We start from the raw sequence: 14,844 nt of genomic DNA, 5'->3' as shown, positions 1-14,844 counted from the left end.
CAGTCCTTATATGCTCACCACCCCCTAAATATTTCACTCTTTGGGGCTCCTAGGGCGTCTCGGGGCCTGTAGCCCGGCGGGGGCGGCAACCTCCCCCCCCCCCCCCCCTACCTGTGAACGCCACGGAGAAGGAGCCGGTCTGGGCCCATGTGTGCCGCTTTATGAAACGCCGCCCGGACCTGCGCGCCGCCTCAGGAGCCGCTCTCCTCCTCCGGAGCAGGACGGGCCGCCGCCAGGGCCGTCGCCGGGTCCCCGGCCGCCGGACCGGCCGGTACCCACCGATCGTCCTCCGCGCGGTACGGCCACCAGCGGCCGTCCCGTCCGAGCCGCACCTGAGCCGGTTCACCGACGACCGTCCACCGGTTGGCCGAGGCGCGCAGAACGGGCCGCTCGTCCTCGTCCCAGGCCGACTCGACGGCCGCACGCGCGCGTGCCGCCGTTTCCCCCTCCACCGCCCACTCCTCCTCGCAGACCGACAGCGCGGGCGCACCGCCGTACCGCCACGCCCGCACGGCCACCGCCAGCTCCTCCGCGCTCCGCCCCGACCCGGCGGTCAGTCGGTCCCGTACGTCCCCCTCGGCGCCCACGGCGAGTCGTACCGCGTCCTGGGCGACCGTCGGTCCCGTGCCGCCGTCGGCCCGGCCGGGCTCGGCCCTCAGCGCCTCGGCCAGCAGCCGGTGGGCCTCGGCGGCCGTCCGCGCGGCGAGGAACTCCAGGGCCGCCGGATCCACGCCGGCCGGAGGCGGCGCCTCGGTGTCCAGCGACGGGGACACGCCGGGCGTGTCGGGCAGCGTGGGCGGGGCGGGCAGCGGCGGCAGGATGTCCCCGGCCGCGTACGCCTCGGCGGCGTCCACCCCCTCCGGCTCCGCGGACGCCAGGACGGGCGCCGCGCTGCGCTCCTGAAGCTCCTCCAGCAGCGTGCGTTCGGCGCGCCCCCGCATCAGCAGCAGGACGAAGGGGTCCTCGTCCAGCAGCCGCGCCACCTGGTAGCACAGCGCCGCCGTGTGCCCGCAGTGGTCCCACGCGCCGCAGTCGCACTCGGGCTCCAGCTCGCCGAGCCCCGGCAGCAGATCGATGCCGGCGGTGGCCGCGTCCTCCACCAGATCGGGCGGCATGTCACGGTCGAGCAGCGCCGCCATGTGCCCGGCCCGCTCGACGGCCATGTCCAGGAGTCGGTCCCACTGTTCGGCGGACAGCCGCTCCAGCAGCACGTCCGCGCGGTGGCGCGTGCCGTCGAGGTCCTGGACGACGGCCGTGATCCGGCCGGGACGCACCGACACCGCGCCCACCGCTCCCGCGCGGGCGAGCCGGCGGCCCGCCTTCACCTGCTGGTTGTCCAGCGCGCCGCCCTCCAGCGCCTTGAGCCACACATGACCCCACCATGTCTGTGCGAAAGCGCGCCCGCGCGCGGGCGGCAGCGCCGCGAAGGTGCGCTCGGTGTCCTTGGCGCCCTGGTCGAACTCGTTCATCGCGCACCTCCTCGCAGCTCCACCAGTTCCGCCAACTGCGCGTCCGTCAGCTCCGTGAACGCCGCCTCGCCGGCCCCGAGGACCGACTCGGCCAGCTCCTTCTTGCGCTCCAGCAGGTCCGCGATACGGTCCTCGATCGTCCCCTCGGCGATCAGCCGGTGCACCTGGACGGGCCGGGTCTGCCCGATGCGGTACGCGCGGTCGGTGGCCTGTGCCTCGACCGCGGGGTTCCACCACCGGTCGTAGTGCACGACATGCTCCGCGCGGGTGAGGTTCAGCCCCGTGCCCGCTGCCTTCAACGACAGCAGGAACACCGGCACTTCACCGTCCTGGAACCGCTGCACCAGCGCCTCCCGCTCGGCCACCGACGTCCCGCCGTGCAGGAACTGCGACGGCACACCGCGCGCCGCGAGATGCTCCTCGACGATCCGCGCCATCCGGACGTACTGCGTGAAGACCAGCACGCTCGCCCCCTCGGCCAGGATCGTGTCGAGCAACTCGTCGAGCAGCTCCAGCTTCCCCGACCGCCCGGCGATGACGGGACGGTCCTCCTTGAGGTACTGCGCCGGGTGGTTGCAGATCTGCTTCAGGCCCGTCAGCAGCTTCACGATCAGCCCGCGCCGCGCCATGTGGTCGGCGGCGGCGATCCGCGCCAGCGTCTCGCGCACCACGGCCTCGTACAGGCCCGCCTGTTCCTGGGTCAGCGACACCGCGCGGTCGGTCTCGGTCTTCGGCGGCAGCTCGGGCGCGATCCCCGGATCGCCCTTGCGGCGGCGCAGCAGGAACGGGCGCACCAGCCGGGCCAGCCGCTCGGCGGCGGCCGGATCCCGGCCGCCCTCGACGGCCTGCGCGTAGCGGGTGCGGAAGGTGCCGAGCCGGCCCAGCAGACCCGGCGTCGTCCAGTCCAGGATCGCCCACAGCTCCGACAGATTGTTCTCCACCGGCGTTCCGGTGAGCGCCACACGCGCGCGTGCCCCAATGGAACGCAGCTCCCGCGCGGTCGCCGAGTACGGGTTCTTCACATGCTGCGCCTCGTCGATGACCACCAGCCCCCAGGGCACCTCCGCCAGCCGCCCCGCGTCCAGCCGCATCGTGCCGTACGTCGTCAGCACGAACTCCCCGTCGGCCAGGGCCTCCAGGTCGCGCCGGGGACCATGGAAGCGGCGTACGGGCGTACCGGGCGCGAACCTCTCGATCTCGCGCTGCCAATTGCTCATCAGGGACGTGGGACAGACCACCAGCGTGGGGCCCGCGGCCGATGGATCGCCCTGCCGGTGCAGATGGAGGGCGATCAGGGTGATCGTCTTGCCCAGACCCATGTCGTCGGCCAGACAGCAGCCCAGGCCCAGCGAGGTCATCCGGGCCAGCCAGCTCAGCCCTCGCCGCTGGTAGTCCCGCAGCGTGGCCGTGAGCGCGGCCGGCTGTTCGACCGGCTCCTGTCCCTCGGGGTCGTTCAGCCCCTCTTGCAGCGTCGCCAGCCATCCCGTGGGACGCACCTCGACCCGGCGGCCGTCCACCTCCGTCGAGCCCGCCAGAACGGCGCTCAGGGCGTCCACGGGGGAGACCTTGCCGTCCTGCCGGGCGCGGGCACGGCGTACCGCCTCCGGATCCACCAGCACCCACCGGTCGCGCAACCGCACGACAGGCCGCCCGGCCTCCGCGAGCCGGTCGAGTTCCTCACGCGTGAGCTGCTCGTCGCCCAGGGCGAACCGCCAGTTGAAGGCGAGCAGCGCGTCGGCGGACAGCGGTGACGGCGTGCCGGACGCCGTCTTGGCGGGTTCCTCGTCGTCCGGCGGGCCGACCACCGCGCGGGTGGTCAGCTCCCGGGCCAGTTCCTGGGGCCAGTGCACCTCGACCCCGGCGGCGGCCAGGGACCGCGCACCTGCGCCGAGCAGTTCGCCCACCTCGTCGTCGGCCAGTTCGACGGCGTCCGGCGCGGCGGCCGACAGCAGCGGTGCGAGCGCGGCCCAGGCGCGCGCCGCGCGGCGCAGGGCGATCAGTACGTCCATACGCGCGCGTGCCCCGAACCCGTCCGCCGTGTCGCCGCCCGCCCACACCTCGGCTGCGTCCGCGATCAGTGCGGGATCGCTGACGCTGTGCACCTGCGGCACCGCGCGGAACCGTGGGTTCGCACCCCCGTCCTCGGCGCAGCCCTCCCCGCCGTGCTGCGCCGGGCCCGTGAGGCCCTCGACCTCGATCCGCAGGGAGATCCGCACGCCCGCGTCATGACCGGCGGCGACATCGTCGGCCCACGCGCGCTGGTCCGGCAGATGCTGCGGCTGCGGCACCGCGTAGGCAGGACCGCCCGTGACGAGGGCCGCAGCGGGCGTGCGCGGCAGCGAGTCGGCGACGGCGTCCAGGAAGCCGCGCAGCAGCCGCTCCGGATCGGGCAGCCGGAGAGGCGCGGTGGCGCCGGGCAGCGGTACGGCGTGGGCCTCGGGCGGCATGGCCGCGGCCAGGACACGGAGCCGCTCGATGTCCTCCGCGCGCAGCGGCCCGGCCCGCCAGGCATCCAGGTCGCCGGCGGACAGGCCGGGCAGCAGCAGCCCGCGAGCGGTCTGGTGCAACGCCAGCATGGTGGCCGCGCCCCAGAACGCGGCCGACCGGTGCGCGGCCGGAGCGACCCGCGCGCGCGTGAGCACGGGCAGCGCGGCCCGCACCGGCAACAGGACGGCGGGCACGTCGGTCGCCGCCACACCGTCGGCCGTGGGGACCACGACGGTCAGGTCCCGGGCCGTTCCCGCCATGACCGAAGGGGGAACGGAGCCGTCGGGACGCCAGAAGGCCACGGTGCCCGTGCGGGCGGGATCACCGGGGAGAAACAGGGTGCGGCAGTGGATCAGTTCGTCGGTCTCGGACGAGGTGGTCACAGGAGGGCTGTGCACAGGACTGCCATACTCCTCAAATTTGACTACGTGGAATCCGAGTCGCCGAGGGTACAGGATCGAAAGGGGCTTCCCTGCATGGCGGGCGATGACGTCCGTCTCCGTGAGACTCGCGGCGGGAAGACGGCCGGGAGGATGATCGGGAGGACCGCCGACGACAGGACGGTCACGAGAGGCGGCAGTCAAGGGAGGCTGTCAGGGATGACTAAGGGACACGACTCAGGGACGTCTCAGGGTAGCGATCCGGAACTGCGGGGAGCGCGGACCCGTTTTTGAGAACAGAGAGCGGCAAGGGCCGCGAAGGAGGCGACACCATGTCGAAGAACGCCAAGATCGCCGCAGGGGGTGTGGCGGTCGGCCTCATCCTGCTGATCTGGCTGCCCTGGTGGGCGGCGCTGTTGATCGTGCTCGGGGTTCCGGCCGCCGCGTACCTCACCCTCGACCCGGCGCAGCGCCGTCGGCTCCGTCGAGTCACCCGCAAGGAGCTGGGCCGCTGAGGCAGGGCTGGGGAAGGGTGCGGCGGGGCAGTCCCGACGGGGCAGTGGTCCGGCAGGGCAGGGTTCGGCAGAGTTCGGCCGCACCACCGTCCGAGGGCGCGCGAGCGCGCGTTCCCGGGCGGCGCGGTACGACTCCGGAGGGCGGGCGTAGGGGCTCCGGCTCAGGGCGTCACCTTGACCCGGCGTGGAGCGACGTGATGCCGGAAAGGGACCGGAGGTGCGTGCCTGCGGACCTCGCTCCGACGCGGGCGTGAAAGGGGCATGGCGTCGGGCTGGGAGCGTCGGCGGAGCGGGCGCCTCCGGGGAGCCCGGTGACGTCCCGGGACGACCCGGGCCGGGCAGCGCGCCGTGCCCGGCCGCCCAGGTCAGCTCGGACGTACGGGTCAGCTCGTCCATGGCCTCCGACAGACGGGGCAGCACCGGACCCCGCGCGGTCGGCAGTACCTCACCGGGTTCCTCGTCCAGCGGCGGCTCACCGGGCGCGCGGACCAGGGAGAGTCCTGCCAGACCAGGCGGGTCGGCCGCCCCGATCCTCGGAGGCACGCGCCCGGGGACTCACGTGGCGGGGAGCCCCAACAGCTCGCGGGCCACGGTCCGCGGCGATTCGTCGCGCTCGCGCGCCAGTGCTATCACCGCGCGGCAGGCCAGTTCGTTCACCCCGAACGACAGCGCCTCAGGCGACACCCAGCCCGCTGCCTCGTCGATGCGGTCCTGATCGTCCTCGGCGCAGGCCGAGACGTACGCGGCGGCGGCCTCGAAGAGATTGTGCGCGCGAGTGTCCCGTCCCGTGCTCCGCTCGGTGCGAAACGATGCGGCGACCCTGTTCCAGGACGTGCTGACCTTGCCCCACATACGACCACCCTCATAACCGTGTTCGGCGAACCTTCATCCACCGCTGTTCAACGTAGGGTTGCAGCCTGGTCGGCAACAGAGGGACTGCGCGTTGAAAACACTGGCCGCACCACGCCGGGGGCGTCGGCGGGCCGCTCGGGGGGCGGTCGGGGCCTGAGTGACGCAGCGGAGGCGGGGCGGGTCAGCCGTCCCGTACGGCAAGCGCGAGGAATCGGGTGTCCTCGTCGACGTACGACGTCATCCGCCAGCCCGAAGCGGCCAGCAGTCGACGGAGGTTGGGCTCCGCGCGCAGGTCGTCGGGGGTGATCTGCCGCCCGTGGCGGGCGGCCAGGGCCGCGCGGCCGATCGGGTGGAAGAGCGCGAGCCGGCCGCCCGGGCGCACCACGCGCCGCAACTCCCGCAGATTCTCCGCCGGATGGGGCAGATGGGCGATGAGCCCGGCCGCGAAGACCGCGTCGAGGCAATCAGGGCGCAGCGGCAGCGCGGAGACATCGGTGAGCAGCAACTGGCCGTCACGGTCCCGTCCGGCCCGCACGGCGGCCTCCAGCATCGCCGGGGTCAGATCGGCCCCCAGAACTACCCCGGAGGCTCCCACGGCGGCCCGCAGCGGCGGCAGGGCGCGGCCGGTGCCGCAGCCGGCGTCCAGAACGCGGTCCCCCGCGCGCAGGCCGAGCGCGGCGACCGCGGCGGCGTAGGCGGGGCCGTCGTCGGGAAATCTGCTGTCCCAGTCGGCGGCGCGGCCGGTGAAGAACTCCTGCACATGCGTACGGTCGTCGCTCATGCCCGTAATGATCTCTCAGCGACAGGGATGACGTCTCTGTGCACATGTTCGAGCGTAATTTGATCGAATGGGTACATGGCTATGTCATATTCCATCAGTTTTCGAAAGGTGCTCCCTTTGTACGCCCCTGTCCGGACTAGCGTCCCTTGGTCATGGGACACCTGGACCACGCCACCTTCGGTTGGCTGACCCCCGCGCTGTCGTACGCGATGGCCTGCATAGGCGCCGCCCTCGGGCTGCGCTGCACCGTTCGCGCGCTCGCCACCACCGGCCGCTCCCGGCGCAACTGGCTGATCACCGCGGCCTCGGCGATCGGCACCGGCATCTGGACCATGCACTTCGTGGCGATGCTCGGCTTCGGCGTCAGCGGCACCGACATCCGCTACGACGTACCGCTGACCATCCTCAGCCTGATCGTCGCCATGGTCGTCGTCTGCGCTGGCGTCTTCGCCGTCGGCTACGGCCGGGACCGGGGCCGCGCGCTGCTGGCCGGCGGGCTGACCACCGGGCTCGGCGTCGCGAGCATGCACTATCTCGGCATGGCCGCGGTCCGGCTGCACGGGGAGGTGCGCTACGACCCGGCGCTGGTCGCGCTCTCCGTCGTGATCGCGGTGGTCGCGGCGACGGCGGCCCTGTGGGCGGCGCTGAACATCACCTCGCCCGTCGCGGTCACGGTCGCCTCGCTCGTGATGGGCGCGGCGGTCAGCAGCATGCACTACACCGGCATGCTCGCGGTCGATGTGCGGGTAGCGCCCTCCGACGCCATGCTGCCCGGGGCCACGGCGATGCAGTTCATCTTCCCCCTCGCCGTCGGCCTCGGGTCCTATCTCTTCCTGACCGCGGCCTTCGTGGCGCTGTCGCCCACCACGGGCGAGCGCGAGGCGTCCGCCTCCGCCCAGCGGCCGGTCATGAGCGCCACCCGCTGACGGCCCGCCCCCCAAGAACCCTGACGAGCGAGGAGGCCATGCGTACACCCCGTAGGACCCCGACGGCCGACGGCGCACCATCGCGTACGCCCCCGGTGCGCGGGCGCCGCGCCCACGCCGGACCGCCGGCCGACGAGACGCCGGACGAGTTCCTGGCCGTGGACACCGCACCCCCGCGCGCGGGACGCCGCCGGATGCGTCCGCGTACCGTCCGCGCCAAGATCATCTGCCTGCTGATGGTGCCCGTCGTCTCCCTCCTCGCGCTGTGGGCGTACGCCACCGTCACCACCGCCCAGGACGTCGCCCGGCTGCGCCAGTTGCAGCGTGTGGACGCCGAGGTCCGCACGCCCGTGGCGGCGGCCGTCGCCGCGCTCCAGGCCGAGCGCTCCGCCGCCGTCCGCCACGCCACCGACCCCACCGAGGACAACGCGGACGAACTCAAGAGGCTGGCCGGGAGCACCGACCGCGCGGTCGCCGCCCTGCGGCTCGGGGATCACAGCACTGTCGCCGACGCGCGGGAAATGCCCCCGGGCGTGTCCCAGCGCCTGGAGACCTTCGTCAGCGGCGCCGAACAACTGTCCGCCCTGCGGACGACGGTTCTCGACGGGCGCACCGGATGGGCGCAGACCTACGAGACATACACGCAGAGCGTCTCGGCGGCCTTCGCGGTCGACGGTGCCCTCACCGGCATCCAGGACTCCGAACTCGGCTCCGACGCGCGCGTTCTGCTCGAATTCTCCCGCGCGGGCGAGGCCCTGGCCCAGGAGAACGTCCTGCTGTCCAGCGCGCGCCTCGCCGATGGGCTGTCCGGCGAGCGGCTGCGCCTGTTCACCGGGGCCGCCGAGACCCGCCGTGCCTTCACCGAGTCCGCCGTCGCCGATCTGCGCGGCCCCGAACGCGCGGCCTGGCAGCGGCTCGCCGACGGCGCCGACTACGCCGTCCTTGCCGCCCTGGAGGAGGAGATCCTCACGAGCGCCCCTGGCGAACGCGCGGTCGCCGCGGCGCCGGAGGACGACTGGAACGACGCCCACGCGCGCGTGCAGGGCGGCATGCGGACCATCGAACGGGACGCCGCGCGGGGCGTCGCCGAGCAGGCCGACCCGTTCACCCGGGGCCTGCTCACGCCCGCGGGCGCCGCGGTGCTGCTGGGCCTCGCCGCCGTCGCCGCCTCGCTCGTCATCTCCGTACGCATCGGCCGCGCCCTCGTCGTCGAACTGGTCACCCTGCGCAACAGCGCCCTGGAGATCGCCCGCCGCAAACTGCCCGAGGCGATGCGCCGACTGCGCAAGGGCGACGAGATCGACATCCGCGCGGAGGCCCCTCCCGGGCCGCCGGCCGAGGACGAGACCGGGCAGGTCGCCGAGGCCCTCACCACCGTGCACCGGGCCGCGCTGCGGGCCGCCGTGGAACGCGCCGAGCTGGCCAGCGGCATCTCCGGAGTCTTCGTCAACCTCGCCCGCCGCAGCCAGGTCCTGGTGCACCGCCAGCTGAGCCTGCTGGACAGCATGGAGCGCCGTTCCGACGACCCCAGCGAACTGAGCGACCTCTTCCGCCTCGACCACCTCACCACGCGCATGCGCCGCCACGCCGAGAGCCTGATCATCCTCTCCGGCGCCGCGCCAGGCCGGGCCTGGCGGATGCCGGTCTCCCTGACCAGCGTCGTGCGCGCCGCCGTCTCCGAGATCGAGGACTACGCGCGCGTGGAGGTACGCCGGCTCCCCGAGGCGTCCGTCGCCGGCGCCGCCGTCGCCGACCTCACCCATCTCCTCGCCGAACTCGTCGAGAACGCCGCCCAGTTCTCGCCCCCGCACACGCGCGTGCGCGTGAGCGGCGAGCCCGTCGGCAACGGCTACGCCCTGGAGATCGAGGACCGCGGCCTGGGCATGGGCGCGGAGACCCTCGCCGACGCGAACCGGCGGATCGCCGAGTCAGAGACGCTCGACCTGTTCGACAGCGACCGGCTCGGCCTCTTCGTGGTCAGCAGGCTCGCGGCACGCCACAGCGTCAAGGTCCATCTGAAAACCTCGCCCTATGGCGGCACCACCGCCGTCGTGCTGCTGCCGACCGCCCTGCTCCACACCCAGGCCGCCCCGGTGGAGGAACGTTCCGCCACCGGGGTCGCGCCCGAGCCGCAGCAGTCGGAACACGCCTACGCGCGCGTGCCCGCCGGTCCCGGACCCCAGGAAGCCGTGAGCGCACCGCCCGGACGACCCGCCCTCGTGCCACCGATGGCACCCGACCCCACGCCACCCCCCGGCGTCACCGCCCTGCGCCTGCACCGCCCCCAGGAAGAACCCCCGGAGACCGGGAGCGAGGACCTGCCCCGCCGGGTCCGCCAGGCCAACCTCGCCCCGCAACTCCGCGAACACACCGAACAGCCCCCTGAGCAGCCCGGCCCGGCCGCCGACGAGAAACGCACCCCCGAACTCGTACGGGACCGCATGGCCGCCTATCGCGACGGCTGGGCGCGCGGCGGCGGGCGACGACCCGGCCACCGCGTCGCCTCCGATCCCTTCCCCGGCAGCCACAGCACCGAAGGAGACCCCGCATGATCCAGGACCCAGGAACCCGGACCGCCCAGCCGTCCGGCGAACTCGACTGGCTGCTGGACGACCTGGTGATGCGCGTGAGCGAGGTACGGCACGCCGTCGTGCTCTCCAACGACGGGCTCGCCGTCGGCGCGTCGAGCGGCCTCCGGCGTGAGGACGCCGAACACCTCGCCGCCGTCGCCTCAGGCTTCCACAGCCTCGCGAAGGGCGCCGGACGGCACTTCGGCGCGGGCGGCGTGCGGCAGACCATGGTGGAGATGGACGACGGCTTCCTGTTCGTGGCCGCCGCCGGGGAGGGCTCCTGTCTCGCCCTGATCACCGCAGTGACCGCCGACATCGGCCTGGTCGCCTACGAGATGGCGCGCCTCGTACGGCGGGTCGGCGAGCACTTGTACACCGCACCGCGTGTCGGCGCCCGCCCGCCCGCCGCAGGATGAGGCCGGAAGACCACTCCCGATGACCGACGACATGACCGATGCGACGACCGGCGCCATGACCGGCGCCCCGCGCGAGCAGGGCAGCCAGTGGTACGACGGCGAGGCGGGGCCCCTGGTACGCCCGTACGCCATGACCGGCGGACGCACCCAGTCCGGCCCGAACGGTGTGCAGTTCGACCTGATCACCCTGGTCACACTCGATCCCGCCGCCCCGGCGCTGGACGACGAGGCGGCGCTCGGGCCGGAGCACCGGATGCTCCTCGACCTGTGCCGGGTGGAGACCCAGTCCCTGGCCGAACTGGCCGCGGGCGCGGACCTCCTGGTGGGCGTCGTCCGGGTGCTGCTCGGCGACCTCCTGGAACTGGGACGCGTCACCGTCACCCGCCCCGTACCGCCCGCGCAACTGCCCGACGAACGGATTCTGCGTGAGGTGATCGCGGGATTGCGCGCACTGTAGACGCGGGATCGTGGGCGCCGTGGATGACACCAGGGATCATCCGTGACCGGCGGAACCCTCATCCGGAGCCGACTTGTGCACCCAAGCGGGCAGCACTTGGGCATGAGTCGGTCACATCGGGCAATTAGCGGTCCCAACCCCCGCCGGAACAGCGCCGTTGCCATGATGCTGCCTTCGCACACACACCCGAGCCGCACATCCCCGAGCCGCACATACCGACGAACACCCACCCGATTCGCCCACGTTCGAACCGTACGCACCCGAACCCTACGTACCCTCGAACCGCACGCACGTCCGAGCCGCACCGGAATCTCGCCGGAGCGCGGCACTCCCTTCGACGCAGCCCTCATTGCCCGCACCCCCGAGAGAAGTGATCGATGGTCTCCGAGACATCCGACGTCACCCACGGCGACACGGCCGCCATGGCGTTGAAAATCCTGGTCGCCGGTGGATTCGGCGTGGGCAAGACCACCCTGGTGGGCGCGGTCAGTGAGATCAGGCCCCTGCGCACCGAGGAACTGCTCAGCGAGGCCGGCCAGCTGGTGGACGACACCGGTGGCGTGGACAGGAAGGTCACGACCACCGTCGCCATGGACTTCGGCCGGATCACGATCCGCTCCGGCCTGTCCCTCTACCTGTTCGGCACACCGGGCCAGGACCGGTTCTGGTTCCTGTGGGACGAACTGGCCCAGGGCGCCCTCGGCGCCGTCGTCCTCGCCGACACCCGGCGCCTCCAGGACTGCTTCCCGGCGGTGGACTACTTCGAGCACCGCCACATTCCGTTCGTGGTCGCCGTCAACTGCTTCGCGGGCGCCCGCTCGTACGGCACACAGGACGTCTGCCGGGCGCTCGATCTGGACAGCGGCACCCCCGTCGTCCTGTGCGACGCCCGCGACCGCGACTCGGGCAAGGAGGTACTGATCCGGCTGGTCGAGTACGCCGGACGAATGCACACCGCCCGGCTGCTGGACTCGGTGAGCTGACCGGCACGGGGCACGCCCGGTGGGGCGAAGCGGCAGCCGTCCGACCAGAACCGGCCGGCCGGCTGCCGCCGCGCCCCACCCGGGGGCGCGTCCCCGGAACCGGATCAGCCCGCGATCTCCTTCTCCGCGAGCACCTTCTCGATCGACACGCGGACCAGCAGCTCGCCCGGGACACCGTTGCGCTCGCCGAACTCCGCGGCACGCTCCTCACCCATGTACCGGGCCCCGATCCGGGCCGACCAGCGCCGCAGCTCGTCCAGATCCTCGGAGATCCGGGCATGACCCCGCACGATCACGAAGTCGAACGGCGGCCGGTCGTCGTCCACACACAGCGAGATCCGGCCGTCCCGCAGCAGATTGCGCCCCTTGACGCTCTCCTTCCCGGTGTTGAACACCAACTCGTCCCCGTCCAGCACGAACCAGATGGGCGCCACATGCGGACTTCCGTCGGCGCGCACGGTCGCGAGCTTTCCGGTACGGGTGCCGTGCGAGACGAACGCCCGCCATTCGTCGTCGGTCATCTTCTGTGCCATGCCCGCCATCCTCCTTGCCCACGGGCCGTCCGGTGGGGAAGGCTGGCGGGGGATTTCCCCGGTGCCGTGGAGATCCGGCAGCAGGAGGCGAAGTCACCACGAGAGGGCGGGACCATGGCGCGGACCGGCAAGGGACTCGGCTGGCTGCTCGACGATCTGACCGAGCGCGTCGACCACGTGCGGCACGCACTCGTCCTGTCCAACGACGGACTGGTCACCGGGGCCAGCACCGGACTGCGACGCGAGGACGCCGAACACCTCGCCGCCGTCGCCTCCGGACTCCACAGCCTGGCCAAAGGGTCAGGGCGGCACTTCGGCGCCGGCGGGGTACGGCAGACCATGGTCGAGTTCGAGGACGCGGTGCTGTTCGTCACCGCCGCCGGCCACGGCAGCTGCCTGTGCGTCCTCAGCGGCGCGCAAGCCGACATCGGCCGCATCGCCTACGAGATGACCCTGCTCGTCAACCGGGTCGGCGAACACCTCGGCGTGGACACCCGGCAACCCGAGCGGAATCCCGTCACAGACAGCTGACCTGCGGTTTCTCCCACTCCGATGAAGTTATCCACAGGCCCGCCACGAGATCGGACGCGACGGCTACCGTGGTGTCACCGCGAACGCACACAGCGTGAGCGAACGACTCCACGGGGGAGACCGACCATGTCAGGCAACACCATCGCCCGACCGGACAGCGCGTTGTGGACCATCAGCCGCGCCGCCCGGGAACTGGGCCTGAAACGTATCGAACTCGAACTGGGCGTCCGGCTCGGCCGCGTCCGCTCCGTACCCGATCCGGCCGGCGGGGGCCGCCGTGTCACCCGCGCCGAGATCGAGCGGCTGCGCGCGGAGGACGGATTCCCGCAGCTGCTGCGGGAGGGCATCCGGGCGGTCGCCGCCCCCGAGGGCGGGAAGATCATGGACGTGCCCGCGTCCCGGCTCAGCCGCCTCGCCAAGCTGGGCCTGCTGGTCCCCGTCTCCTTCTACTTCAACCGCTACCGCGCCCTCGTCTGGCTCTATCTCGCCGACGAACTGCGCCAGTTCGCAGCCGACGAGCGCAACGCAGCCCACCTCAAGGGCCGCTTCTCCGAGGGAATGCGCAGCCAGCTCGACGGCGGACTGGACCTGCGCCCGCGCAACTGGCGGGGACGCCACCTCGGCCTCCTGCTGCGCCAATCCGACGACCCATGGGCGCAGGCCGCGGCCATCGCGTCGATCCTGGACCAGACGCTCGTCCCGGACCTCATCAGGGACCCCTACGAGCGGGCCCACCTCAACCGCTTCAGGCCCGTGCCGCCCACCTACGGCCCCCCGGGATCACCGACGGCGGACCTCGCGTCCGACCTCATGACCGCCAGTGACCTCGACGAGATCGACTGGCTCCGGACCGATCTGGCCCAAGCGCTGGCCGAGGCCCGCGACCTGCGCCCCGCGCCACGTCCGGCGCCGAGGCCCACGCCACCGACCGCGACACCCGCACCCGGGCCGACAGCGGCCGACCAGCCGAGGACCGGCCGGCCACGGCCCGACCACCCGGCGGCCGGCCACGGGCCATCGCGAGGTCTCCTCGGCTGGCTCCGGCGCCGCAGCCCATGAGCTACCGCACCCGGAACAGCCCTTCCTGGACGACGGACACCAGCAGACGTCCCTGGAGGTCGTAGATCCGGCCGCGGGCCAGGCCCCGTCCACCGGTCGCGATCGGTGACTCCTGGTCGTACAGAAACCACTCGTCCGCGCGGAACGGCCGGTGGAACCACATGGCGTGATCCAGCGAGGCCATGTCGAAGTTCCGCGGACCCCACAGGGGTTCGATCGGGATGCGGACCGCGTCGAGGAGGGTCATGTCACTGGCGTAGGTCAGCGCGCAGGTGTGCACCAGCGGGTCGTCGCCCAGCGGGCCGACCGCCCGCATCCACACGGCGCTGCGCGGCTCGGCGTCCTTGATCTCCTCGGGCGTCCAGCCCAGCCGGTCCACGTAGCGGATGTCGAAGGGCTGGCGGCGCGCCATGAGTTCCAGCTGCTCGGGGAGCGTGCCCAGATGCGCCCGGATCTCGTCCGAGACCGTCGGCAGCGACTCCGGGTCCGGGACCTTTCTCGCGGGCGGCAGCTGGTGCTCGAAGGGACCTTGTTCGGGCTTGTGGAAGGAGGCGGTGAGATTGAAGATCGTGCGGCCCTGCTGTATGGCGGTGACCCGGCGGGTGGTGAAGGACCTGCCGTCCCGCACCCGTTCGACCTGGTACACGATCGGCACCCCCGGGCGGCCCGGGCGCAGGAAGTACGCGTGCAGCGAGTGCACCGGGCGGTCGCCCTCCGTGGTGCGGCCGGCCGCGACCAGCGCCTGGCCGGCCACCTGCCCGCCGAAGACCCGCTGGAGCGACTCCTGGGGGCTGCGGCCCCGGAAGATGTTGACCTCGATCTGCTCCAGGTCGAGCAGGTCGACAAGCCGGTCGGCGGGGTTCGTCATGTCGGTCCTCTGGGGAG

The 14,844-nt window shown here is 72.7% G+C and carries 14 protein-coding genes; 8 read left to right on the top strand and 6 right to left on the bottom strand.

Annotated elements, in window-relative coordinates; genetic code table 11:
- Nucleotides 1-191: 191 nt before the first annotated feature.
- Nucleotides 192-1,469, bottom strand: a complete 1,278-nt coding sequence (locus ACFXAZ_RS13650; protein ID WP_384589135.1) for an SWF or SNF family helicase — start codon at nt 1,467-1,469, stop codon at nt 192-194.
- A complete protein-coding gene (locus tag ACFXAZ_RS13645) occupies nt 1,466-4,339 on the bottom strand; it encodes a DEAD/DEAH box helicase (protein ID WP_384589132.1) in 2,874 nt (957 codons plus the stop codon). Before ACFXAZ_RS13645 ends, ACFXAZ_RS13650 begins: the two co-directional genes overlap by 4 nt.
- 329 nt (nt 4,340-4,668) lie before the next feature.
- Here ACFXAZ_RS13645 and ACFXAZ_RS13640 point away from each other — a divergent pair, with 329 nt between their 5' ends.
- On the top strand, nt 4,669-4,851 hold the full coding sequence (locus tag ACFXAZ_RS13640; RefSeq protein ID WP_382683595.1) for a hypothetical protein: 183 nt from the start codon (nt 4,669-4,671) through the stop codon (nt 4,849-4,851).
- A gap of 555 nt (nt 4,852-5,406) precedes the next feature.
- On the opposite strand, the gene ACFXAZ_RS13635 is transcribed toward ACFXAZ_RS13640, so the two are convergent.
- Together ACFXAZ_RS13635 and ACFXAZ_RS13630 are read right to left on the bottom strand one after the other, a co-directional pair.
- Entirely contained in the window at nt 5,407-5,703 is a 297-nt protein-coding gene (locus ACFXAZ_RS13635; protein ID WP_384589129.1) for a hypothetical protein, read from the bottom strand.
- Nucleotides 5,704-5,884: 181 nt separating this feature from the next.
- Nucleotides 5,885-6,484 carry a class I SAM-dependent methyltransferase gene (locus tag ACFXAZ_RS13630; RefSeq protein WP_384589126.1) on the bottom strand — a complete coding sequence of 200 codons (600 nt, stop codon included), beginning with the start codon at nt 6,482-6,484 and terminating at the stop codon, nt 5,885-5,887.
- A 152-nt stretch (nt 6,485-6,636) separates the two neighbouring features.
- On the opposite strand from ACFXAZ_RS13630, the gene ACFXAZ_RS13625 reads away from it, so the two are divergent.
- From ACFXAZ_RS13625 to ACFXAZ_RS13605, 5 genes are all read left to right on the top strand, one after another.
- Nucleotides 6,637-7,410, top strand: coding sequence for an MHYT domain-containing protein (locus ACFXAZ_RS13625; RefSeq protein ID WP_384589123.1), 774 nt, complete (start codon nt 6,637-6,639; stop codon nt 7,408-7,410).
- A gap of 38 nt (nt 7,411-7,448) precedes the next feature.
- A complete protein-coding gene (locus tag ACFXAZ_RS13620; RefSeq protein WP_384589120.1) occupies nt 7,449-9,962 on the top strand; it encodes a nitrate- and nitrite sensing domain-containing protein in 2,514 nt (837 codons plus the stop codon).
- Complete coding sequence (locus ACFXAZ_RS13615; RefSeq protein WP_384589117.1) at nt 9,959-10,396, top strand: roadblock/LC7 domain-containing protein; 438 nt, start codon at nt 9,959-9,961, stop codon at nt 10,394-10,396. The genes ACFXAZ_RS13620 and ACFXAZ_RS13615 overlap by 4 nt, the downstream gene beginning before the upstream one ends.
- A 31-nt stretch (nt 10,397-10,427) precedes the next feature.
- A complete protein-coding gene (locus ACFXAZ_RS13610) occupies nt 10,428-10,853 on the top strand; it encodes a DUF742 domain-containing protein (protein ID WP_384589149.1) in 426 nt (141 codons plus the stop codon).
- Nucleotides 10,854-11,230: 377 nt separating this feature from the next.
- The gene (locus tag ACFXAZ_RS13605; protein ID WP_384589114.1) at nt 11,231-11,836 is read left to right on the top strand and encodes an ATP/GTP-binding protein; all 606 of its coding nucleotides are present in this window, start codon (nt 11,231-11,233) and stop codon (nt 11,834-11,836) included.
- Nucleotides 11,837-11,940: 104 nt separating this feature from the next.
- On the opposite strand, the gene ACFXAZ_RS13600 is transcribed toward ACFXAZ_RS13605, so the two are convergent.
- Nucleotides 11,941-12,369 carry a PPOX class F420-dependent oxidoreductase gene (locus ACFXAZ_RS13600; RefSeq protein WP_384589111.1) on the bottom strand — a complete coding sequence of 143 codons (429 nt, stop codon included), beginning with the start codon at nt 12,367-12,369 and terminating at the stop codon, nt 11,941-11,943.
- A 114-nt stretch (nt 12,370-12,483) separates the two neighbouring features.
- On the opposite strand from ACFXAZ_RS13600, the gene ACFXAZ_RS13595 reads away from it, so the two are divergent.
- Both ACFXAZ_RS13595 and ACFXAZ_RS13590 read left to right on the top strand, forming a co-directional pair.
- Nucleotides 12,484-12,900, top strand: a complete 417-nt coding sequence (locus tag ACFXAZ_RS13595) for a roadblock/LC7 domain-containing protein (protein ID WP_384589146.1) — start codon at nt 12,484-12,486, stop codon at nt 12,898-12,900.
- A 126-nt stretch (nt 12,901-13,026) separates the two neighbouring features.
- Nucleotides 13,027-13,959 (top strand): DUF6397 family protein, encoded by a 933-nt coding sequence (locus tag ACFXAZ_RS13590; RefSeq protein WP_384589108.1) that lies wholly within the window; start codon nt 13,027-13,029, stop codon nt 13,957-13,959.
- Nucleotide 13,960: 1 nt separating this feature from the next.
- On the opposite strand, the gene ACFXAZ_RS13585 is transcribed toward ACFXAZ_RS13590, so the two are convergent.
- Entirely contained in the window at nt 13,961-14,827 is an 867-nt protein-coding gene (locus tag ACFXAZ_RS13585) for an acyl-CoA thioesterase (RefSeq protein ID WP_384589105.1), read from the bottom strand.
- Nucleotides 14,828-14,844 lie beyond the last annotated feature (17 nt).

Origin of the sequence: Streptomyces sp. NPDC059477, from assembly GCF_042749375.1 — a bacterium.
Taxonomy (GTDB): Bacteria; Actinomycetota; Actinomycetes; order Streptomycetales; family Streptomycetaceae; genus Streptomyces.
The sequence above is the reverse complement of the archived record's forward strand: the minus strand, read 5'-3'. Positions and strand labels throughout refer to the sequence as shown.